This is a genomic window from Proteus sp. G2675 (genome assembly GCF_963886535.1).
Taxonomy (GTDB): domain Bacteria; phylum Pseudomonadota; class Gammaproteobacteria; order Enterobacterales; family Enterobacteriaceae; genus Proteus; species Proteus mirabilis.
Window position 1 is genome coordinate 1 of record NZ_CAWPCB010000004.1, and the last position, 21,665, is coordinate 21,665.

Annotated in this window: 20 protein-coding genes, 1 tRNA gene and 2 rRNA genes; 21 read left to right on the forward strand and 2 right to left on the reverse strand. The window is 40.8% G+C overall.

Features of this window, described 5'->3' with window-relative positions; genetic code table 11:
- From AACQ49_RS00360 to AACQ49_RS00390, 7 genes are all read left to right on the forward strand, one after another.
- Positions 1-1,032 (forward strand): 23S ribosomal RNA (locus tag AACQ49_RS00360); the annotation flags it as partial.
- Between the two features lie 113 nt (positions 1,033-1,145).
- Positions 1,146-1,261: ribosomal RNA gene (rrf, locus tag AACQ49_RS00365) — 5S ribosomal RNA — on the forward strand.
- A gap of 51 nt (positions 1,262-1,312) precedes the next feature.
- Positions 1,313-1,389: transfer RNA gene (locus tag AACQ49_RS00370), tRNA-Asp, on the forward strand.
- Between the two features lie 227 nt (positions 1,390-1,616).
- On the forward strand, positions 1,617-2,402 hold the full coding sequence (locus AACQ49_RS00375) for an endonuclease/exonuclease/phosphatase family protein (protein ID WP_004244368.1): 786 nt from the start codon (positions 1,617-1,619) through the stop codon (positions 2,400-2,402).
- A gap of 185 nt (positions 2,403-2,587) precedes the next feature.
- Positions 2,588-3,781 (forward strand): NAD(P)/FAD-dependent oxidoreductase, encoded by a 1,194-nt coding sequence (locus AACQ49_RS00380; RefSeq protein ID WP_004250259.1) that lies wholly within the window; start codon positions 2,588-2,590, stop codon positions 3,779-3,781.
- Positions 3,782-3,793: 12 nt separating this feature from the next.
- Complete coding sequence (locus AACQ49_RS00385) at positions 3,794-4,192, forward strand: hypothetical protein (protein ID WP_004248702.1); 399 nt, start codon at positions 3,794-3,796, stop codon at positions 4,190-4,192.
- Between the two features lie 19 nt (positions 4,193-4,211).
- A complete protein-coding gene (locus tag AACQ49_RS00390) occupies positions 4,212-5,393 on the forward strand; it encodes a methionine gamma-lyase (RefSeq protein WP_004244365.1) in 1,182 nt (393 codons plus the stop codon).
- A gap of 77 nt (positions 5,394-5,470) precedes the next feature.
- Here the strand turns inward: AACQ49_RS00390 and AACQ49_RS00395 are convergent, their stop codons facing one another.
- Positions 5,471-6,838 (reverse strand): amino acid permease, encoded by a 1,368-nt coding sequence (locus AACQ49_RS00395; RefSeq protein ID WP_004248701.1) that lies wholly within the window; start codon positions 6,836-6,838, stop codon positions 5,471-5,473.
- A 168-nt stretch (positions 6,839-7,006) separates the two neighbouring features.
- Between AACQ49_RS00395 and queE the strand changes: the two genes are divergently transcribed.
- Positions 7,007-7,678 carry a 7-carboxy-7-deazaguanine synthase QueE gene (gene queE, locus AACQ49_RS00400; RefSeq protein WP_004250261.1) on the forward strand — a complete coding sequence of 224 codons (672 nt, stop codon included), beginning with the start codon at positions 7,007-7,009 and terminating at the stop codon, positions 7,676-7,678.
- Between the two features lie 67 nt (positions 7,679-7,745).
- On the opposite strand, the gene queD is transcribed toward queE, so the two are convergent.
- Positions 7,746-8,111 (reverse strand): 6-carboxytetrahydropterin synthase QueD, encoded by a 366-nt coding sequence (gene queD / locus AACQ49_RS00405; protein ID WP_168713146.1) that lies wholly within the window; start codon positions 8,109-8,111, stop codon positions 7,746-7,748.
- A 294-nt stretch (positions 8,112-8,405) separates the two neighbouring features.
- On the opposite strand from queD, the gene cysJ reads away from it, so the two are divergent.
- The 13 genes from cysJ (at position 8,406) to AACQ49_RS00470 (ending at position 21,591) form a co-directional block, all read left to right on the forward strand.
- The gene (cysJ, locus tag AACQ49_RS00410) at positions 8,406-10,220 is read left to right on the forward strand and encodes an NADPH-dependent assimilatory sulfite reductase flavoprotein subunit (protein ID WP_004244361.1); all 1,815 of its coding nucleotides are present in this window, start codon (positions 8,406-8,408) and stop codon (positions 10,218-10,220) included.
- Position 10,221: 1 nt separating this feature from the next.
- Entirely contained in the window at positions 10,222-11,952 is a 1,731-nt protein-coding gene (gene cysI / locus AACQ49_RS00415; protein WP_004248698.1) for an assimilatory sulfite reductase (NADPH) hemoprotein subunit, read from the forward strand.
- A complete protein-coding gene (locus AACQ49_RS00420; protein ID WP_004244358.1) occupies positions 11,949-12,680 on the forward strand; it encodes a phosphoadenylyl-sulfate reductase in 732 nt (243 codons plus the stop codon). Before cysI ends, AACQ49_RS00420 begins: the two co-directional genes overlap by 4 nt.
- Before the next feature lie 220 nt (positions 12,681-12,900).
- Positions 12,901-14,322, forward strand: coding sequence for a siroheme synthase CysG (gene cysG / locus AACQ49_RS00425; RefSeq protein WP_004244357.1), 1,422 nt, complete (start codon positions 12,901-12,903; stop codon positions 14,320-14,322).
- An 11-nt stretch (positions 14,323-14,333) separates the two neighbouring features.
- On the forward strand, positions 14,334-15,242 hold the full coding sequence (cysD, locus tag AACQ49_RS00430; RefSeq protein ID WP_004244356.1) for a sulfate adenylyltransferase subunit CysD: 909 nt from the start codon (positions 14,334-14,336) through the stop codon (positions 15,240-15,242).
- A gap of 11 nt (positions 15,243-15,253) precedes the next feature.
- Positions 15,254-16,711 carry a sulfate adenylyltransferase subunit CysN gene (cysN, locus tag AACQ49_RS00435; protein WP_036900301.1) on the forward strand — a complete coding sequence of 486 codons (1,458 nt, stop codon included), beginning with the start codon at positions 15,254-15,256 and terminating at the stop codon, positions 16,709-16,711.
- The gene (gene cysC / locus AACQ49_RS00440; RefSeq protein WP_004244354.1) at positions 16,711-17,325 is read left to right on the forward strand and encodes an adenylyl-sulfate kinase; all 615 of its coding nucleotides are present in this window, start codon (positions 16,711-16,713) and stop codon (positions 17,323-17,325) included. The genes cysN and cysC overlap by 1 nt, the downstream gene beginning before the upstream one ends.
- Before the next feature lie 291 nt (positions 17,326-17,616).
- The gene (gene ftsB, locus AACQ49_RS00445; RefSeq protein WP_026090399.1) at positions 17,617-17,907 is read left to right on the forward strand and encodes a cell division protein FtsB; all 291 of its coding nucleotides are present in this window, start codon (positions 17,617-17,619) and stop codon (positions 17,905-17,907) included.
- Between the two features lie 39 nt (positions 17,908-17,946).
- Positions 17,947-18,693 (forward strand): 2-C-methyl-D-erythritol 4-phosphate cytidylyltransferase, encoded by a 747-nt coding sequence (gene ispD, locus AACQ49_RS00450; protein WP_004244352.1) that lies wholly within the window; start codon positions 17,947-17,949, stop codon positions 18,691-18,693.
- A gap of 1 nt (position 18,694) precedes the next feature.
- Complete coding sequence (gene ispF / locus AACQ49_RS00455) at positions 18,695-19,177, forward strand: 2-C-methyl-D-erythritol 2,4-cyclodiphosphate synthase (RefSeq protein WP_004248690.1); 483 nt, start codon at positions 18,695-18,697, stop codon at positions 19,175-19,177.
- The gene (truD, locus tag AACQ49_RS00460) at positions 19,177-20,229 is read left to right on the forward strand and encodes a tRNA pseudouridine(13) synthase TruD (protein ID WP_004244350.1); all 1,053 of its coding nucleotides are present in this window, start codon (positions 19,177-19,179) and stop codon (positions 20,227-20,229) included. The genes ispF and truD overlap by 1 nt, the downstream gene beginning before the upstream one ends.
- Complete coding sequence (gene surE / locus AACQ49_RS00465; RefSeq protein WP_004244347.1) at positions 20,207-20,971, forward strand: 5'/3'-nucleotidase SurE; 765 nt, start codon at positions 20,207-20,209, stop codon at positions 20,969-20,971. Before truD ends, surE begins: the two co-directional genes overlap by 23 nt.
- A complete protein-coding gene (locus AACQ49_RS00470; RefSeq protein WP_004244345.1) occupies positions 20,965-21,591 on the forward strand; it encodes a protein-L-isoaspartate(D-aspartate) O-methyltransferase in 627 nt (208 codons plus the stop codon). Before surE ends, AACQ49_RS00470 begins: the two co-directional genes overlap by 7 nt.
- The last annotated feature ends 74 nt before the right edge of the window (positions 21,592-21,665 follow it).

The window sequence follows — 21,665 nt, forward strand, 5'->3', positions numbered from 1 at the left end:
GCGAAGCTCCTGATCGAAGCCCCAGTAAACGGCGGCCGTAACTATAACGGTCCTAAGGTAGCGAAATTCCTTGTCGGGTAAGTTCCGACCTGCACGAATGGCGTAATGATGGCCAGGCTGTCTCCACCCGAGACTCAGTGAAATTGAACTCGCTGTGAAGATGCAGTGTACCCGCGGCAAGACGGAAAGACCCCGTGAACCTTTACTATAGCTTGACACTGAACATTGAGCCTTGATGTGTAGGATAGGTGGGAGGCTTTGAAGTGTGGACGCCAGTCTGCATGGAGCCAACCTTGAAATACCACCCTTTAACGTTTGATGTTCTAACCTAGGCCCATAAACTGGGTCGGGGACCGTGTCTGGTGGGTAGTTTGACTGGGGCGGTCTCCTCCTAAAGAGTAACGGAGGAGCACGAAGGTTGGCTAAGCATGGTCGGACATCATGCGGTTAGTGCAAAGGCATAAGCCAGCTTGACTGCGAGAGTGACGGCTCGAGCAGGTACGAAAGTAGGTCTTAGTGATCCGGTGGTTCTGAATGGAAGGGCCATCGCTCAACGGATAAAAGGTACTCCGGGGATAACAGGCTGATACCGCCCAAGAGTTCATATCGACGGCGGTGTTTGGCACCTCGATGTCGGCTCATCACATCCTGGGGCTGAAGTAGGTCCCAAGGGTATGGCTGTTCGCCATTTAAAGTGGTACGCGAGCTGGGTTTAGAACGTCGTGAGACAGTTCGGTCCCTATCTGCCGTGGGCGTTGGAAGATTGAGAGGGGTTGCTCCTAGTACGAGAGGACCGGAGTGAACGCACCACTGGTGTTCGGGTTGTCATGCCAATGGCATTGCCCGGTAGCTAAGTGCGGAAGAGATAACCGCTGAAAGCATCTAAGCGGGAAACTTGCCTCGAGATGAGTCTTCCCTGTCGCTTTAAGCGACCTAAAGGAACGTTTAAGACTAAGACGTTGATAGGCTGGGTGTGTAAGCGTAGCGATACGTTGAGCTAACCAGTACTAATGAACCGTGAGGCTTAACCTGACAACACCGAAAGTGTTTTGTCAGAGAGACGAAACGATGAAGTCAGCTTGTTCAAGATTAAATTACTGGCGACTTACCGAAAGGAAGGAAGCGAGTGATTAAAACCGAATTTGCTTGGCGGCCATAGCGCGGTGGTCCCACCTGATCCCATGCCGAACTCAGAAGTGAAACGCCGTAGCGCCGATGGTAGTGTGGGGTCTCCCCATGTGAGAGTAGGGAACTGCCAAGCATTAAATTAAAGCCTTAATGTAAAAAGACATTAAGTGCGTAAAGAATAAGCGGAGCGGTAGTTCAGTTGGTTAGAATACCTGCCTGTCACGCAGGGGGTCGCGGGTTCGAGTCCCGTCCGTTCCGCCAACACATAAGAAAACCTAAGTCTAATGACTTAGGTTTTTTTTTGTTTAAAATTTAAAGTTGCCTACATTACCTGTGCTTATTTCATAATAATTCGCCATTAAAGCTATTTTTTACAAAAATAGTTACACTTATTTATCATTATATTCTTTAAAAGGGTGAGGGGAGATCCCAGCTTTGGTATACTAGATAGGTAGCAAGAGATCCTATTGGTTATCTGAGGTTGCTTAATGGCGAAAAAACCGACTTATTCAGTACGTTTTGTAGCAGGTCAACCTGTAGAAAGGATTGAACCTAGTCTACCTTTAGGCCAAATAGAAGAGATGCTACCGATTGGGATGCCACTATATACAGAAGGCACTTTAAAAATTGCTGTTTGGAATATTTACAAACAGCAACGGGTCAATTGGCGTAGTATGCTGGAAACGCTTGCCACCGATACTCAACTATTACTTTTACAAGAAGCGCAAACAACACCTGAATTAGTTCGTTTTGCGGGTAAAAACCATTTAATTGCTGATCAAGTTCCTGCTTTAGCCTTTCAACAGCACCCTGCGGGTGTTATGACCTTATCAAGTTCTCATCCTATCTATTGTTGCCCATTAAGAGAAAAAGAGCCTTTTTTAAGGCTTGCTAAATCTGCATTAATTACGGTTTATCCACTTATTACTGGTGAGCATTTAATGGTGATAAATGTACACGCGATCAATTTTAGTTTCGGTGTTGATGTTTATCAAAGACAATTAAACAGCTTATCGACTCATATCATCGATCATAAAGGGCCTGTTATTTTGGCGGGGGATTTTAACGCTTGGAGTCGTCCAAGAGTTAATGTGTTAAAGCGTTTTGCTAGAAGATTAAAACTTAAAGAAGTGATCTTTGAAAAGGATTTACGCACTCGCGCTTTTGGTAAGCCACTTGATTATATATTTTATCGTGGATTATCACTAAATAAAGCGGAAATCTTAATCACAGATGCATCTGATCATAATCCTTTGGTGGCAACATTTTCTTAACTCGTGATAATAACATTCGTTAATATTAAAATATAAATATTTTAATATAATATGATTGTATTTATTATTGATTAGTATTATTACTCTATATTTAATTTATCTATCTATTTAATCTATTTGTTATATTAACGCGCTTTACTATACTTTTTTTGTCTATCTAATTCCCTACAAATATAGGAAATAATATGGCAACAAAAAATATAGTTATTATTGGCGGTGGTACGGGGGGTACTATTCTCGCTAATATCTTAGCTAAAAAATTAAATGATGAAATATTTTCAAAAAAAATAAAAATTACGCTTATTTCAGATAATCCATACCATTATTACAAACCTGCATTTATGTATATTGCATTTAACCTTTTCTTAAAAGAAGAGTTAATGCGATCACAAAGAAGTTTATTAAGACCAGAAATTGAATTTGTTATAGATAAAGCTGAAAGTTTCGATTTTAATAATAAAACAGTTTATTGTTGTTCTAAGAAAAAATATCACTATGATTTTCTCGTATTAGCCACAGGATGTGTTCCTCGTCTTGATAGAATTGAAGGTTTAGCTGAAGCTGGAAATCATTTTTATCAATATGAAGCTGCACGAAAATTAGCAGATAAAATTGCTACCATTGAAAAAGGGCGTGTATTTATCACGGTAACTTTCCCTGAAACGCCAAATGTACCTCACCAATGTGGTATTGCACCAATGGAAACAACCTTGATGCTGGATGAATTTTTACGTCAGCGACGGGTAAGAAGTAATATAGAAATTGTTTATACCTATCCTACCGTAGCTCAACTATTAAGAAATTGTCTTTTTATGCAGCAAGAAGTTTGTGAAGTACTTCCTGCGGTCTTTTCTGAACGAGATATCAAAGCAAAGCGTGGTTTTACATTAAGTCATGTTGATCCTGATAAGAAAATCGCCTATTCGAAAGAAGGAGAAGCAGAGCCTTTTGATATCTTAATGAGCACACCTCCTATAACAGCGGTAGAAGCCATTCGTAATACAGGATTAAGTGAATATAACAATGGTGAAGGCTGGCTACCGACCGACCCTGAAACATTACAGGTATATGGGTTAAATCAAGTTTATGTGTTAGGTGATACGGTTGATTTGCCTATTAGTAAGGCCGGTGGTAGCTGTCATAACCAAGCGGGTGTTATAGCTAATAATATTTGTGGTGAACTGCGTTATGGTTATCCGGCTGCAATTTATGATGGTCGAGTACAAGCTGTTGCCCAAATGGGATTATCAGCGGGTATGCCATTACAGTATGACTATAAACATGATGTTATTCCAACACCTCCAACAAAACTCGGTGGCATGTTACGTAACGGTTATAACCGGGGCTTATATTGGGCAACGGTCAGAGGATTATTGTAGGGGAATAAAATAATGAGTGAAAATAATTTAAGCCCAAATGAAAAACCGTTGTTATCTAATGAAGATAAAATTCATTTAGAACATTTACTAGAAAAAATAAGGCCTTTATTAGCATTAAAGCGCCTAGATAATATTGTTGATTTATTATCTTTAGCCTCAGATACCGTCGATATTATGGATAACGCAACGGTAGAAAAATTGGCGGTTGCTTTTGAAGAAACATTAATTCCGGTTTGGGAATTAACTACGGCCTTTAATATGGCTAAAAAAGAATCTCTTTATCAGGATAAAAAATATACCTTAGGTGCGACTTTTTCATTATTAAAAAATCCTGACACCTTAAAAGGATTAACTATTGTATTAAGGACATTACAAATTATTGGGGAAAATAATCAGAAAATAGAAGTTTAATTAATGTCAAGGAGATATAATGACGCAAAGTAATAAGTGTTTTAATACTCAAGCAATACATTATGGCTACTCTCCGTTAGATTATCAGGGGGCATTGGTGCCTCCTGTTTTTCAAACGTCCACTTTTGCATTTCCCACGGCTCAATATGGTGCTGATTGTTTTGCTGGGAAAGAAAAAGGGCATTTTTATACTCGTATATCTAACCCTACATTGGATTTATTAGAAAAACGATTAGCTCAGTTAGAGCAAGGAGACGCTTCTGTTGTTTTTTCTTCCGGTATGGGAGCTATCACTTCAACATGTTGGTCATTATTGCAGCCAGGAGATGAACTCATTGCTGATATGACCGTTTATGGTTGTACTTTTACTTTCTTTAATCATGGGCTGGCTAAATTTGGTATCACTATCAAACATGTTGATTTAACCGATCCTGAAAAATTAGCCGAAGCAATTACAGATAGAACAAAGCTTATTTTCTTTGAAACACCGGCTAATCCTAATATGCGGGTTAGTGATATTGAAAAGATCGCTAATATTGCGCACCAACATGATGTTTTAGTCATGGTTGATAGTACTTACTGTTCGCCTTATTTACAAAAGCCACTAACCTTAGGCGCGGATATTGTCGTACATTCTATGACTAAATATTTATCAGGTCATGGTGATGTGATGGCGGGCGCAATTATCACTAATTATCAATTAGCAGATAAAATTCGCGTTGAGGGCTTAAAAGATATGACGGGGGCTTGTTTATCACCTCATGATGCAGCACTCGTCTTAAGAGGGATAAAAACGCTTAGCATTAGAATGGAAAAAATTTGCCAGAATGCGCAGCGTATTGCGCAATTTCTTGAAAATCATCCTAAGGTGGCAACGATTTCATATCCCGGATTAAATTCTTTTCCTCAATATGAACTTGCCAAAAAGCAGATGGCGTTACCTGGTGGCATGATAAGTATGGAGTTGAATGGTGGAATAAAAGCTGGCAGAGAATTTCTTAATCGCTTAATGCTTTTTACTCGAGCGGTGAGTTTAGGTGATTGTGAATCATTGGCTCAGCATCCTGCGACTATGACTCATGCGACATACAGTGCACAAGAGCGTCAACGCCATGGTATTAGTGATGGATTAATTCGTTTATCAATCGGTCTTGAAGACGTTGATGATTTAATTGCTGATTTAACCCAAGCGCTCGCTTAATTGTATTGAGCGCAGATAATGGATAAAGAAAAGGCTGTGAATGACTCACAGCCTTTATTTTTCTTGATAACAGTAGATTATTTCTGCGTTATTCTTGGTTTGATACCAATATAGTAACCAACAGTTAAAATAGCCACCCATACTAACCCAACGATTAATGCCATTCGGGTTGATTCAAAGTAGCCTAAAATTGCTATCACAAATGCCATAAAAATAATGGTAATGGCGGGTGCTATTGGCCAAAATGGTACAGGGAATTTTAGTTTTTTCGCCTCTTCAGCACTCATTTGGCGACGCATAGCCACTTGAGAAAGTAAGATCATCAACCAGACCCATACAGTGGCAAATGTCGCGATAGAGGCAATAAGTACGAAGATTTTTTCTGGAATAAGATAGTTAAGCACAACCCCTAATAATAGCACCACTGACATCACTAATACGGTCATCCAAGGTACACCGTTACGCGTCAGTTTCATAAAGGATTTAGGTGCTTGTCCTTCTTGTGCCATGCCGTACATCATGCGACCAGCACCGAAGATATCACTGTTTATCGCAGAGATAGCGGCGGTGATCACCACAAGATTAAGAATGTTAGCGGCTGAATTGATACCCAGATTGGAAAAAATTTGTACAAATGGACTACCGTTATGGCCAATTTGTTGCCATGGGAAGATGCACATTAAAATAAAAATGGTCAGTACATAGAATAGTAAGATACGAAATGGCACCGCATTGATAGCTTTAGGGATCGTTTTTTCTGGATCTTTAGCTTCACTGGCGGTAATACCAATAACCTCAATACCACCAAATGCAAACATCACAATGGCGAGTGAGGCAATAATGCCTTCTATACCATTTGGCATAAAGCCACCAAACTCCCATAGGTTAGAAATACCAATGGGATGTTCTGTTTGCTGACCAAAGCCGTAGATCATTATGGCTACACCACCGATAATCATGGCAATAATTGCAGTCACTTTAACGATAGAGAGCCAAAATTCCATTTCACCAAATATCTTCACATGACATAAATTTAAGGCACCAATAAAACAGACTATGCCTAATACCCATATCCATTGGTCGACATCGGGAAACCAAAGTTTCATATAAAAACCAAATGCGGTGACGTCTGCAAGACAAACGATAAGCATTTCAAAAACGTAGTTCCAGCCAGTTAAAAATCCGGCTAATGGTCCCATATAATGGCTAGCATATTGTGAAAAAGAACCTGCCACTGGATGATGGACTGCCATTTCCCCTAATGCGCGCATAACCATAAATACTGCGGCACCACCAATAAGATAAGCAAGAAGTACAGCGGGGCCTGCTTTTTCAATCGCCGCGGCTGAACCATAAAAAAGCCCTGTCCCAATAGCAGAGCCTAGCGCCATGAAACGAATATGCCGCCCTGATAGTCCTCGTGAAAGTTTATTCTCTTTTTGCATCTAAAGTGTTTCCCATCTCTGTCCAACCGAAAAATCGGCTCTCTTTTTTTCAGTGTCTTTTCGCACGTTAGCTATCCAAAACAAAGCATGTACCTTATCATAAAGCCTCTTACGGTGAGACAGTTATCTGTAATAATCATCAGCATTCATTGGATATCAGAGTTTCTTATGCAATACCCCATTAATGAAGTGTTTCAAACCTTGCAAGGTGAAGGTGTTTTTACTGGCGTTCCTGCGCTTTTTGTTCGATTACAGGGATGCCCTGTAGGATGTAGTTGGTGTGATACCAAACATACCTGGGAAAAAGAAGAGAGCAAGAAAGTCCCTCTTGGAGATATTCCCATTAAAACACAAGAAAGTGATACTTGGGGTATAGCCACTGTCGAAGATATTTTATCACTTTTCCGGCAACAACGTTATAGCGCAAAGCATGTGGTGATAACGGGAGGGGAACCCTGCCTTTATGACTTACGGCCTTTGACGGAAGGCTTAGAAAAAGCAGGTTTTGATTGCCAAATAGAAACCAGTGGCACGCATGACATTCTCTGTAGTGAAGCAACATGGGTAACACTTTCGCCGAAAGTCGGTATGCGAGGTGGATTGAATGTTTTATCTAGTGCGATTAATCGTGCCAATGAAATTAAACACCCTGTTGCTCGTGAAAAAGATATCGAAGCACTGGATGATTTACTGCGATTAAGAACTCAACAACCTATGGCGATCGTTGCCTTACAACCAATCAGTTGTAAAGAGAGTGCAACAGCGTTATGTATTAAAACCTGTATTGAGCGTAATTGGCGTTTTTCAATGCAAACACATAAATATTTAAATATCGCCTAGTGTGTCATTTATCGTTAAAAAAAATCAGCCTATGAGTGGCTGATTTTTTTAGGTGAAAAGGTGAAAATTACTCACCACGATAAATACATCCTGCGGTACATGTCTCTTTAACCATCACGGCGGATAACAGGGGGAGTGATGGTTTAACTTGTTGCCAAATCCATTTTGCCAGTACTTCGCTGGTTGGATTTTCTAAACCTTCAATGTCATTAAGATAATAGTGGTCGAGCCTATCAAGAGTCGGTTTAAATGCGGCTTTCACATCAGCAAAATCAATTAGCCAACCTGACTGCGCATCTACTTCACCAGTGATTTCTAATCTCACTAAAAATGAATGCCCATGTAAACGTCCACATTTATGGCCTTTGGGAACATGGGGTAAGTGGTGCGCAGCTTCAAACTGAAAATCTTTAAAGATGGTGGTTATCATCAAAACTCTCTTGACTTAAATAGTAAAAAAATACAGATAAAACGGTGTCTATTTAGTGTATCTGATTTAGTGTGTTACGCCTAATCGCTTAACCTTAGCGACTTATTATATTCTTTTTCGTTTATTCATTATATCGATAAAGGAAATCGGTAAATAAATTTAGTCTTTAAGGTTATTAGATAGAGCAAACCAGTCTTTAAGTCGTGCTCTGATCGTGCGATACCCTCATATACATTAAAAAAGTCCAACCACAATAACAGCACCGATGCAGTGCAATGTTTTTTTAAGGCAGGATCGATGAGCAATCAACCCCCATTATTATCAATGCTTCCATTAACACAGGAGCAATTGAATAAATTACAGGATGTGACGAAAGACTTAACTCCAGCCCAATTTGCTTGGCTTTCTGGCTATTTTTGGGGGCAATTCAATCAGCATTCATCCACTAAAGATGAACTGGTAAGTGTACAAAGTCAGGTTCCCCAACAAGAAACCATCACCGTGATATCAGCATCACAAACTGGCAATGCACGTCGTTTAGCTGAACAATTACGCGATAAATTGGTTGGTAATCAACTTAATGTTGAGCTCTATAGTGCGAGTGAATATAAATTTAAGCAGATCCACAAAACGACAACCTTAATTATTATTACCTCAACACAGGGGGAAGGTGAACCTCCTGAAGAAGCCATCACATTTTATAAATATTTGCACTCTAAAAAAGCCGCGCCAATGAAGCAAACGGCTTATGCTGTACTGAGTCTCGGCGATAGTAGCTATGAACATTTTTGCCAAGCAGGTAAAGATTTTGATCATCAATTGGCGCAACTTGGCGCGACCAGTCTATTAGAAAGATTAGATGCAGATGTTGATTATCAAGCTGACGCTGATAAATGGATAACTCAGCTGACTGATATTTTAAAAATACGTATACCTGAGCAAAATACTCAAGTATTACAACAAACACAATCAGGAACAACCGACAGTGTCGATACCGCACGCTACCATCGTGATGCACCTTTTAGTGCCACTTTATTAACTAATCAGAAGATCACCGGTCGACATTCAGATAAAGATATCCGTCATATTGAAATCAGTCTAGCAGGCTCTGAATTGCAATATCTTCCCGGAGATGCACTAGGAGTATGGTTTAAGAATTCGGAAGAAAAAGTGGATGAGCTTATTACCCTATTATGGTTAACGGGGGATGAGCAGGTAAATGTTAAATCACAAACATTAACGTTAAAAGAAGCATTATTGCATCATGTTGAATTAACTCAAAATAGTGCACCAATTATTAAAGCGTATGCCCAATTATCCCGCCACGAAGAGTTATTATCGCTGGTGGCTGATAAAAGCAAACTTCAGCAATATGCGCAAACCTACCCAATTAATGAAATGGTACGTCAATATAGTGCGCAACCTAATGCTCAAGAGTTTATTGATATATTGCGCCCATTAACTCCACGTCTTTACTCCATCGCTTCATCACAACAAGAAGTTGATGATGAAGTTCATCTTACCTTAGGTGTTGTTCGTTATAACGTCGATCAGCGTGCTTATACAGGAGGTGCCTCAGGGTTCTTAGCTGATCAACTTCAAGAAGGCGATACAGTAAACGTTTTTATTGAACGTAATGATCATTTTCGTTTACCTGAAGATAATCAAGTCCCTGTGATTATGATTGGCCCGGGGACGGGGATTGCGCCTTTTAGAGGGTTTATGCAACAACGTGAAAGTGAAGGTGCGACGGGGAAAAACTGGCTCTTTTTTGGCAATCCTCACTTTGTAGAAGATTTCCTTTATCAAGTGGAATGGCAACGTTATGTCAAAAGCGGGTTGTTAACACGTATTGATTTAGCATGGTCGCGTGATCAAGCCGATAAAATTTATGTGCAAGATAAATTACGGGAACAAGGTCAGGAAATTTGGCAATGGTTACAGCAAGGTGCTTATCTCTACGTTTGTGGTGATGCATCAAGAATGGCTAAAGATGTTGAACAAACATTGTTAGAAATAGTAATGACCCATGGCAATAAAAATATTGAGCAAGCAGATGATTATTTAAGTGAGCTACGTTTAGCACGTCGTTATCAGAGGGATGTTTATTAAAATGAAATCACAAACTCAAGCGCCCTTAGTGGTTGAAGGAAAACTATCTGATAGTGAACGTATGAAAAAAGAGAGTAATTTCTTACGAGGCACTATTAGTGATGATCTACAAAATGGTCTAACCGGTGGTTTTGAGGGCGATAATTTTTTATTAATTCGTTTTCACGGTATGTACCAACAAGATGATAGAGATATTCGTGCCGAGCGTGCCCAACAGCTACTAGAGCCTCGTCATGCCATGATGTTACGTTGTCGTTTACCGGGCGGTGTCATCACACCAAAGCAGTGGCTAAGTATCGATAAGTTTGCTAGTGAAAATACGCTCTATGGCAGTATTCGTATTACTAATCGTCAAACTTTTCAATTTCATGGCATTTTAAAAGGTCATGTTAAACCGGCTCACCAAATGCTAGCGTCAACAGGACTTGATGCTCTTGCAACCGCCAATGATGTTAATCGAAATGTGCTATGTACCTCAAACCCTGAACAATCTTCATTGCATCAAGAAGCTTATGAATGGGCCAAAAAACTATCCGAGCATTTATTGCCACGTACCCATGCCTATGCAGAAATTTGGTTAGATAAAGAGAAAGTGGCGACAACGGATGAGGAGCCTATTTTAGGTGAAACCTATTTACCTCGGAAATTTAAAACATCGGTGGTGATCCCCCCTTATAACGATGTTGACTTGCATGCCAATGACATGAATTTTATTGCCATCGCAGAAAATGGGCATTTGGTTGGTTTTAATGTGCTAGTCGGTGGCGGCCTTGCGATGACCCATGGTGATAAAAAAACCTTTCCGCGTTTAGCTAGTGAATTTGGTTATATTCCTATTGATAAAACATTAGCAGTCGCTGAAGCGATTGTGACGACGCAACGAGATTGGGGCAATCGTACTGAACGTAAAAATGCTAAAACCAAATACACCTTAGAGCGTGTTGGTATTGAAACATTTAAACAGGAAGTTGAACGTCGCTCAGGCGTTATGTTTGATATGATCCGACCGTATCAATTTACTCACCGTGGTGATCAAATTGGTTGGTTAAAAGGGGTTGATAACAAATGGTATCTAACCTTATTTATTGAAAGTGGTCGATTAATCGATAAACCTAATGCGCCGTTAAAAACGGGGGTTGCTGAAATTGCCAAAGTGCATCTTGGTGACTTTCGTTTAACAGCTAATCAAAATTTGATTGTTGCTGGTGTACCAGAGGCACAGAAAGAGCAGATTGAGGCGATAGCGCGTCAATATGGTTTAATTAATGATGAGGTTACACCGCTGCGTAAACATGCCATGGCGTGTGTTTCATTTCCAACCTGCCCATTAGCCATGGCAGAAGCGGAGCGTTTCCTTCCCGCATTTACCGATACCCTTGATAATATCATGGCTAAATACGGAGTCAGTGATGAGCATATTGTTGTACGTGTAACAGGGTGTCCTAACGGTTGTGGTCGTGCGATGTTGGCGGAAGTCGGACTGGTGGGTAAAGCCCCCGATCGCTATAACTTACATCTAGGAGGAAACCGCATGGGGACTCGCATTCCTAGAATGTATCGTGAAAATATTTCATCACAAGAAATCATTGAAATTCTTGATACTTTAATTGGTCAGTGGGCTATTTCACGTGAATTAAATGAAGGTTTTGGTGATTTTCTTATTCGCACTGATGTTATCAAACCCGTTGTTAATTCAGCCATTGATTTTTATGAAGTGCAGGAGGTGATATGAGTCGATTATCGCTTTCTCAGTTGGTGTTGCTATCGATTGAAGAGCAGCGACTGGCGCTTGATGAAATCAACCAACAATTAGAGCAAAAAACGGCGATAGAGCGGGTGATTTGGGCTTTAGAACATCTTCCTAACCAGTTTGTTTTAAGCTCAAGTTTTGGTATTCAAGCGGCAGTTTGTTTGCATTTGCTTACCAGACAATACCCCGATATACCTGTAATTTTGACAGACACAGGTTATCTCTTTCCCGAAACATATCAATTTATTGATGAATTAACCTCTTCACTACAACTTAATTTAAAAGTATATCGCGCTGAAATATCTTCATCTTGGCAAGAAGCACGCTACGGCAAACTTTGGTTGCAAGGGATTGAAGGTATCGAACGTTATAACCAAATAAATAAAGTTGCACCAATGGAAAGGGCATTAAAGGAGTTACAGGCGAAGACATGGTTTGCAGGGCTACGACGCCAGCAATCAAAAAGTCGAGAGCATTTACCTGTTTTATCCATAGCGAAAGGTATTTTTAAGTTACTACCGATAGTCGATTGGGATAATAAACAAATTTATCAATATCTTAAACAGCATAATTTACCTTACCATCCATTATGGGAACAAGGTTATCTGTCTGTGGGGGATACCCATACGACACGCAAATGGCAAGAGGGAATGAGTGAAGAAGAGACGCGATTCTTTGGCTTAAAACGTGAGTGTGGATTACACGAATAATATTATTATTCATTATTAATATCGCTATTTATTTTGAGTGGGCAATAGAGTCATCTGTTGCCCTCTTTGTCGTGAGTAAAATAATAACCATTTGAAATTATTATGTTTTTGCTTATTCCTTTCTGTTCCATCACATAGCTTTTTGTCATTTCATAACCCCGAATGCACCTTTTATAGTCGTTATTCATATAAGTAAACAATAAAAATGTGAGATACGCGTATGGATTACCTACCCTTATTTGTGGAATTAAAACAGCGCCCAGTATTACTGGTTGGCGGTGGGCATGTCGCTGCGCGTAAAGCCGTACTGTTATTAAAAGCGGGCGCTCGGTTACGTGTTATCGCGCCACAGTTATGTGATGAATTGCATCTTGCTTATCAGCAAAATCAAATTGAGTGGATTGCTGGGCAATATCAGTCAGAGCATTTACTTGGCATGATGCTGGTGATCGTGGCAACAGACGATAAGGTATTAAATCAACAAGTGTATCTAGATGCGCAAGCACGCCACATTTTTGTCAATGTCGTCGACTCTCAACCCCAATGCTCTTTTATCTTTCCTGCCATTATCGATAGAAATCCGATATTAATTGCCATTTCATCAGCGGGCAAAGCCCCTGTTTTAGTTCGTATGATACGGGAAAAGCTAGAGGCATTATTGCCTACCTCATTAGGGGCTATGGCGACTATTGCGGGGAAATGGCGCAATAAAGTGAAACAAAAACTGACTGGTTTTCAAGCACGTTGCCGCTTTTGGGAGCAAGCGTTTAGTGGCAAATTTGCCTCATTAGTGGCAAGTGGTCAATTAATACAAGCGCAAGCACAGCTCGAACAACAACTGTCTCATCCAGATAGCCCACAAGGTGAGCTTGCTTTAGTGGGGGCAGGGCCGGGTGATGCCGGGTTATTAACCTTACGAGGTTTGCAAGTTATCCAGCAGGCCGAGGTGGTACTTTATGACAGTTTAGTCAGTGCAGACATCTTAGAACTGGTACGCCGTGATGCTGATAGAATTTGTGTGGGTAAAAGAGCGGGGCAACACAGTACGTTGCAAGAAGAAATCAATCAATTGATCGTGAAATATACTCAGCTTGGTAAACGAGTTGTCAGACTAAAAGGGGGCGATCCTTTTATTTTTGGACGCGGAGGAGAAGAGCTTGAAATTGCGGTACAACATGGCATTCCTTTTCAAGTTGTTCCCGGTGTTACCGCAGCTAGTGGGGCCAGTGCTTATGCGGGTATTCCATTAACTCATCGTAACTATGCGCAAAGTGTCACTTTTATGACTGGGCATTGCCAATCAGGGGGGATAGAGCCAGATTGGCAAGCTTTAGCGCAAGCTAATCATACGTTAGCAATTTATATGGGAACGACGAAAGCAGAACTTATTAGCCAGCGTTTAATAGAGCAAGGTCGTTCACCACTCACCCCTATTGCCGTCATTAGTTGCGGTACACGCCATGATCAACAGATCTTAACGGGAAATTTAACACAATTAGCGCAATTAGCTAAGCAAGCTCCCACCCCGGCATTATTAATCGTTGGAGAAGTTGCTGCATTACATCACCAACTTGCGTGGTTTGGTGATAGACAAACTCAACATACCTCTGCCATCCACTCATCTTTGGTTCATTTTGCCTAAACGAGGTTGTTATGAATGAAACACAATTAACTCATCTTCAGCAATTAGAAGCAGAAAGCATTTATATACTGCGTGAAGTTGTCGCTGAATTTGAAAATCCCGTCATGCTTTACTCAATAGGCAAAGATTCTTCGGTGATGTTGCATCTAGCACGTAAGGCTTTTTATCCGGCGAAATTACCTTTTCCTCTTTTACATGTTGATACGGGTTGGAAATTTCGTGAGATGTATGAGTTTCGCGATAAAACGGCCAAAGAGTATGGTTTTGATCTCAAAGTTTATCGTAATCCCCAAGGGGCACAATTGGGGATCAATCCCTTTATTCATGGTAGCGCCAAGCATACAGATATCATGAAAACAGAAGGTCTTAAGCAAGCTCTGGATAAATATGGTTTTGATGCCGCATTTGGTGGGGCGCGTCGTGATGAAGAAAAATCGCGTGCTAAAGAGCGTATTTACTCATTTAGAGATAGATCTCATCGTTGGGATCCGAAAAATCAACGTCCAGAATTATGGCAAAACTACAACGGCCAAATTAATAAAGGGGAAAGTATTCGCGTTTTTCCATTATCAAATTGGACGGAGCTAGATATTTGGCAATATATCTATTTAGAAAACATCGATATTGTGCCGCTCTATTTCGCTAAACACCGTCCAGTTATTGAGCGGGATGGTACCTTGATTATGGTTGACGATGATCGAATCGACCTAAAAGCTGGAGAGGTGATCACACAACAAAAAGTACGTTTTAGAACATTAGGCTGCTGGCCATTAACGGGCGCTATTCCTTCACAAGCAGACACATTACCCGCCATTATTGAAGAGATGTTAATTTCCACCAGTAGCGAGCGACAAGGGCGTTTAATTGACAGTGATCAGTCTGCTTCAATGGAACTTAAAAAACGTCAGGGTTATTTTTAATAGGAGTCACTATGGGACTTGCAGCCATCAAAACCAACCAACTGATCGCCGGTGAAATAGCACAATCAGGTGGTGTAGAAAATTATTTAAAAACACAACAGAACAAAGGGTTATTACGTTTTTTAACCTGTGGCAATGTTGATGATGGAAAAAGCACCTTAATTGGTCGCTTACTTCATGATACGCGGCAGATCTACGAAGATCAGCTCTCCACCTTACAAAACGAGAGTAAAAAGATTGGTACTCAAGGTGAAAAATTAGATCTCGCTTTGCTGGTGGACGGTTTAGCGGCTGAACGAGAGCAAGGGATCACTATTGATGTAGCTTATCGCTATTTTTCAACAGCCAAACGAAAATTTATTATTGCCGATACGCCGGGACATGCACAATATACCCGCAATATGGCGACAGGAGCATCAACGAGTACGCTTTCTATTCTGCTGATCGATGCTCGAAAAGGGGTACAAGAGCAAACTCGCCGCCATAGTTTTATTAGCACACTCCTTGGGATCCGTCACTTAGTGGTCGCGATTAATAAAATGGATCTACTTGATTATCAACAAGAGATCTTTGAGTCGATCCAACAAGATTACCTGCACTTTGCACAACAATTACCGCGCGATCTCACTATCGAATTTGTGCCTATCTCTGCACTGGAGGGGGATAATGTAGTATCTCCTTCATTAAATATGCCTTGGTATACAGGAAAAACACTGCTGGCATTACTTGAAGATGCGCCGGTTAAATTTAAATTAGGGGCTAAATCTCAAAGATTGCGTTTTCCTGTACAGTATGTGAATCGTCCTGATTTAGATTTTAGAGGCTACAGTGGCACAGTTTCATCAGGCTCTCTTTATCAAGGACAACAAATCAAAGTATTACCCTCAGGACAGCGTTCAACCATTAAACGTATTGTGACTTTTGATGGCGATCTGACTCAGGCGCAAGTGGGTCAAGCGATTACACTGGTGTTAGCGGATGAAATCGATATTAGTCGTGGCGACATTATTGTTGATGCTAACGATACCACTGCTAATGTTAGCAATCATGCGTTGGTGGATATCGTATGGATGTCAGAACAACCGTTAGTACAGGGACAAACCCTTGATATCAAAGTAGCGGGCAAAAAAAGTCGTGCCAAAATAGAGAATATTCACTATCAAGTTGATGTGGATAAGCTCACTCAACAAGTGACCGAAAGTTTAGCGCTAAATGCCATTGGGCATGTTGAAGTGTTATTTGAAGAGCCATTGGTGCTGGATAACTATCAACTTAATGCACAAACAGGAGGGCTTATTTTTATTGATAGATTAAGCAATGTCACGGTGGGTGCTGGTCTTATTCGAGAAATTCGCGACAACGTGCAACCCACAACTTCCCAATACGATGCATTTGAAATTGAACTCAATCAGTTGATCCGCCGCCATTTTCCGCATTGGGGCGCAAGAGACTTACTGGGAGGAAAATAGTGACGATACATCAAGATATTGTCTGGCATCCTCATCAAATAGGGTTAAAAGAGCGTGAAGCACAACAGGTACACAAAGGATGTGTACTTTGGTTTACTGGGTTATCTGGCTCAGGTAAATCAACACTGGCTGATGCGCTAGAGCAAACCTTATATCAGTACTCGACACTCCATGCGCCTATCCGCACCTATTTATTAGATGGTGATAATCTACGCCATGGTTTATGCCATGATCTTGGGTTTAGTGAACAAGATAGGCATGAAAATATTCGCCGTGTAGGGGAAGTGGCTAAACTAATGGTTGATGCCGGATTAATTGTCTTAACAGCATTTATTTCTCCTTATCAGCAAGATAGACAACAAGTAAGAGAAAGGTTTGCTCAAGGGCGATTTATTGAGATCTTTGTTGATACACCTTTAGCCCTTTGTGAAGCACGTGATCCTAAAGGCCTCTATCAAAAAGCACGACGAGGAGAGATCAAACAGTTTTCCGGCATTGATTCACCTTATGAACCACCCACTGCGCCAGAAATTCATTTAGACGGCTCACTCGCGATTAATGAGCTTACACAACAAATCCTCGCTTATTTACAGCAACAACAAATTTACCGCTAATCATATCTCTACATCATTTTCTCTTATCTGGGAAAATATGTAGGGATAGAAGGGGTTTTTTAATAAACTGATTTGGCGGCAAATACAGTGTAAATACCACTTCTTTACTCACCACTCCAGTAGATAAAAACGCGCTTTTAAGCATATAACTTATACTTTATCTGAAAAATAGCGTGATTGTTTATGTTAAGGGTGGGGGGAATACGAATATTCATGTAATATATCTGCGCGCTTTTGTGGCGCAGATGGGAGAGTTGTGGGATGATTAGCCCATTCATTTTGGGGGTGGTAATGGGGAAATTAACAGTCTTACTTCTGATCTTACTTGGTTTTCTACAATATTCATTGTGGTTAGGTAAAAATGGTATTCATGATTACAACAAAGTAAGTCAAGAAGTTGAATCTGCATTAGCGCAAAACGCACAATTAAAGTCGCGTAATGATCGCTTATTTGCGGAGATTGATGACCTCAATGGCGGGCAAGAAGCATTAGATGAGCGTGCTCGTAGTGAACTTGGCATGATAAAGCCTAATGAAAGCTTTTATCGTATTGTTAATGATAAATCCCAACCACGTCGTTAATTTGTTGAATTAATAGTGTGCCTTGATATAAATACTATAATGAATATACCAAACTCTACTTTTCCTATTGTGGCGGTTATTCCCGCTGCCGGCATAGGTAGTCGAATGCAAGCAACCTGCCCGAAGCAATACCTTAAAATTGGCAGATTGACTATCCTTGAACATACTATTAATGCGCTATTAAAACATCCACGCATTTCGCAAATTATTGTCGCAATTAACCCAGAAGATGACTATTTTTATCACCTAGCCCTTGCTAAAGATAAACGAATTATTGTCGTTAAAGGAGGGGGACAACGTGCTGATTCGGTATTATCAGGGCTTCGCTATATTACAGAACATCTTGCGCAAAATACATGGGCGCTAGTTCATGATGCGGCAAGACCTTGCCTGTCCTTTAGTGATTTGGATAATCTTATTCAACTCATTGATGATAACCATCTTGATCCTCAATTTTGTGGCGGGATCTTAGCCTCTCCTGTGCGTGATACGATGAAACGTAGTCATCAACAAGATAACCATATTGAAAAAACAGTGGCAAGAGACACGCTATGGCATGCTTTAACGCCACAATTTTTCCCAGCGGCCTTGTTAAAACAAAATCTTGAAAACGCATTGGCACAAAACGTACCCATTACTGATGAAGCATCTGCGATGGAATTTGGTGGATATGAACCCTTATTAGTTAAAGGCCGTGCGGATAATATAAAAGTCACACAACCAGAAGACTTGGCTCTTGCAGAATTTTTCCTCTCTCGACAAATTACCAGCATAAGGAACACATAATATGAGAATTGGACACGGTTATGATGTACATAAATTTGGCGGAGAAGGCCCAATTATTATTGGTGGTGTGAGAATTCCTTATGAACAAGGTCTACTAGCCCATTCAGATGGCGATGTTGTACTACATGCGGTGACAGATGCCATTTTAGGTGCTGTTGCGATGGGCGATATTGGTACATTATTTCCTGATACAGATCCGGCTTATAAAGGTGCGGATAGCCGAGTATTATTGCGCGAAGCCTTTTCAAGAGTGATGGCTAAAGGTTACCGTATTGGTAATCTTGATGTCACTATTATTGCTCAGGCACCTAAAATGCTACCTCATACTCCACAAATGCGTGTCAATATTGCTGAAGATCTCCATTGTCATGTCGATGATATCAACGTTAAAGCGACCACTACTGAGAAATTAGGTTTTGTAGGACGCAAAGAAGGTATCGCTTGTGAAGCGGTGGTGTTATTAATCAAAGAGTCTTTATCTTAATGAGTGATTTACCAGAACTTCATTGGCTACATGGCAAACCGACAGCGACAGGGCGATTAAAATCGACACCAGAAGATTTTAAGGTCAGCGAAGATCTCGGCTTTACCTTAGATGGTGAAGGCGAACATGTGATGGTTAGAGTCAGAAAAACAGGTTGTAATACGGCTTTTGTGGCTGAAAAGTTAGCCAAATTTGCCGGTATTCATCCTCGAGATGCTAGTTATGCTGGGCTCAAAGACAGAAATGCGGTTACGGAACAATGGTTTTGTTTGCGTATGCCGGGTAAAGAGATGCCCGACTTTAGTCAATTTACGTTAGAAGGTTGCGAAATATTAGCAACTACCCGCCAGCAACGTAAGCTACGTATTGGGACATTAAAAGGGAACCATTTCACCTTAGTATTACGTGATATCTCCGATGTGACATCGGTGGAAACTCGTCTAGTAGAGATACAAAAACAAGGGGTTCCTAACTATTTTGGTGTGCAACGCTTTGGTCGTAATGGCGACAATTTACGCCAAGCATGGCGTTGGGCAACCAATGAAATTCGGGTAAAAGAGCGTAGCAAACGTAGCTTTTATCTCTCTGCTGCACGTAGTGCGATGTTTAATCATCTGGTGAGCCAACGACTTGAGCGTCATATTTATACTCAAGTGCTTTGTGGTGATGCGATGCAATTGCACGGTAAAAGAAGTTGGTTTGTGGCAGAAGAAGCAGAACTTGCCCAAACACAAACACGCTATGAAGAGCATGATATACATATTACCGCTCCATTGCCGGGTAAAGGTGACTTAGGTACACAAGCTCAAGCACTGATATTTGAAACCGACAGCTTAGCTGACTACGAAGCATTATGGTCATTAGCGCAACAAGAGCGAGTTGATACCACTCGCCGTGCGATTAATTTGCTACCAGAAAATATGTCATGGCATTGGCTAGATGATACTACGGTTTCTTTATCGTTCTTTTTGCCAGCAGGAAGTTTTGCCACTAGCGTTGTCCGTGAATTGATATTATTAGGGAATATTGATGCTGAAAATATTAGTGAGTAATGACGATGGTGTTATGGCAAAAGGGATACAGACACTCGCAAAAGCCTTACGCCAGCGTTATGATGTACAAATTGTCGCACCGGATCGCAATCGTAGTGCAGCATCCAATTCATTAACTATTGATAGACCGTTACGTAAACAGCGACATGAAAATGGTGATATTGCGATAGTTGAAGGTACACCCACGGATTGTGTCTATCTCGGTGTTAATCATCTCGTCAGACCGCGTCCAGATATTGTGGTGTCTGGCATTAATCATGGCCCTAATTTAGGGGATGATGTGCTTTACTCTGGTACTGTTGCTGCCGCTACAGAGGGCCGGTTCTTAGGTTTACCTGCGATTGCGGTATCACTTGATGGCGAAACGCATTTTGACACAGCAGCCCAAGTGACTTGTGATGTTTTAGCTATGCTACAACGAGTGCCTTTAAGAGCTGGGAATATTTTAAATATTAATGTGCCTGATATTCCGTTAGCGGAGATCAAAGGTTTTCGTATAACACGTTGTGGAAGTCGTCATGCTTCACAACATGTTTATACACAAACAGATCCGAAAGGAAATACCCTTTATTGGATCGGGCCTCCTGGCGAAAAAAATGATGTGGGGCCGGATACAGATTTTGCAGCGGTTGATGCAGGTTATGTTTCCATCACACCATTACATGTTGATTCAACAGCGTATAAAGCGCTTGAGTTATTAAAAGATTGGTTAAATAAAGCAGAGGTCGAAAAAACATGTTAAGTCGGTCAATGAAAGACTTACTGACAATGTTAAAACAACACGGCATCAATGATGAGCGTCTGTTGGAAGCTATGAGCAAAGTACCCCGAGAGCTATTTATTGATGAAGCGCTCTCCCATAAGGCTTATGAAAATACGGCTTTACCTATTGGTAATGGTCAAACTATTTCACAGCCTTATATTGTTGCTAAAATGACATCACTGCTTGAATTACAAGCAACGGATTCTGTGTTAGAGATTGGCACAGGCTCTGGTTATCAAACTGCAGTATTAGCAAACTTAGTGCATCATGTCAGTTCAGTTGAACGGATAAAAATATTGCAGTGGCAGGCAAAACGACGCTTTAAACACCTTGATTTACATAATATTTCGACTCGTCATGGTGATGGTTGGGAAGGTTGGGTATCAAAAGGCCCCTTTAATGCTATTATTGTTACTGCCTGTGCAACAGAAGTACCGCAACGACTCTTGATGCAATTAGCTGATGGTGGCAGGATGATCATTCCTGTCGGTGAACAGCAGCAGATGCTTAAGTTTATTCGTCGTTTAGGTAATGATTTTCACTATCAATCTATCGAGGCTGTACGCTTTGTCCCCCTAATTGCGGGTGAGTTAGCATAACTTCCAGATAAATCTGACCATTTTTTATTACTGCTTTTTTGTAGCTTGTCGTAATCTGCACTAATAAATGAAAT

What these genes read in the sequence shown, in the direction of transcription:
- cysG (WP_004244357.1), top strand. Translation starts at nt 12,901, where the DNA reads ATGGATTACCTACCCTTATTTGTGGAATTAAAACAGCGCCCAGTATTA.
- cysN (WP_036900301.1), top strand. Translation starts at nt 15,254, where the DNA reads ATGGGACTTGCAGCCATCAAAACCAACCAACTGATCGCCGGTGAAATA.
- AACQ49_RS00420 (WP_004244358.1), top strand. Translation starts at nt 11,949, where the DNA reads ATGAGTCGATTATCGCTTTCTCAGTTGGTGTTGCTATCGATTGAAGAG.
- ispD (WP_004244352.1), top strand. Translation starts at nt 17,947, where the DNA reads ATGAATATACCAAACTCTACTTTTCCTATTGTGGCGGTTATTCCCGCT.
- AACQ49_RS00375 (WP_004244368.1), top strand. Translation starts at nt 1,617, where the DNA reads ATGGCGAAAAAACCGACTTATTCAGTACGTTTTGTAGCAGGTCAACCT.
- cysJ (WP_004244361.1), top strand. Translation starts at nt 8,406, where the DNA reads ATGAGCAATCAACCCCCATTATTATCAATGCTTCCATTAACACAGGAG.
- AACQ49_RS00390 (WP_004244365.1), top strand. Translation starts at nt 4,212, where the DNA reads ATGACGCAAAGTAATAAGTGTTTTAATACTCAAGCAATACATTATGGC.
- cysD (WP_004244356.1), top strand. Translation starts at nt 14,334, where the DNA reads ATGAATGAAACACAATTAACTCATCTTCAGCAATTAGAAGCAGAAAGC.
- AACQ49_RS00380 (WP_004250259.1), top strand. Translation starts at nt 2,588, where the DNA reads ATGGCAACAAAAAATATAGTTATTATTGGCGGTGGTACGGGGGGTACT.
- AACQ49_RS00395 (WP_004248701.1), bottom strand. Translation starts at nt 6,838, where the DNA reads ATGCAAAAAGAGAATAAACTTTCACGAGGACTATCAGGGCGGCATATT.
- cysI (WP_004248698.1), top strand. Translation starts at nt 10,222, where the DNA reads ATGAAATCACAAACTCAAGCGCCCTTAGTGGTTGAAGGAAAACTATCT.
- queE (WP_004250261.1), top strand. Translation starts at nt 7,007, where the DNA reads ATGCAATACCCCATTAATGAAGTGTTTCAAACCTTGCAAGGTGAAGGT.
- ftsB (WP_026090399.1), top strand. Translation starts at nt 17,617, where the DNA reads ATGGGGAAATTAACAGTCTTACTTCTGATCTTACTTGGTTTTCTACAA.
- AACQ49_RS00470 (WP_004244345.1), top strand. Translation starts at nt 20,965, where the DNA reads ATGTTAAGTCGGTCAATGAAAGACTTACTGACAATGTTAAAACAACAC.
- surE (WP_004244347.1), top strand. Translation starts at nt 20,207, where the DNA reads ATGCTGAAAATATTAGTGAGTAATGACGATGGTGTTATGGCAAAAGGG.
- AACQ49_RS00385 (WP_004248702.1), top strand. Translation starts at nt 3,794, where the DNA reads ATGAGTGAAAATAATTTAAGCCCAAATGAAAAACCGTTGTTATCTAAT.
- truD (WP_004244350.1), top strand. Translation starts at nt 19,177, where the DNA reads ATGAGTGATTTACCAGAACTTCATTGGCTACATGGCAAACCGACAGCG.
- ispF (WP_004248690.1), top strand. Translation starts at nt 18,695, where the DNA reads ATGAGAATTGGACACGGTTATGATGTACATAAATTTGGCGGAGAAGGC.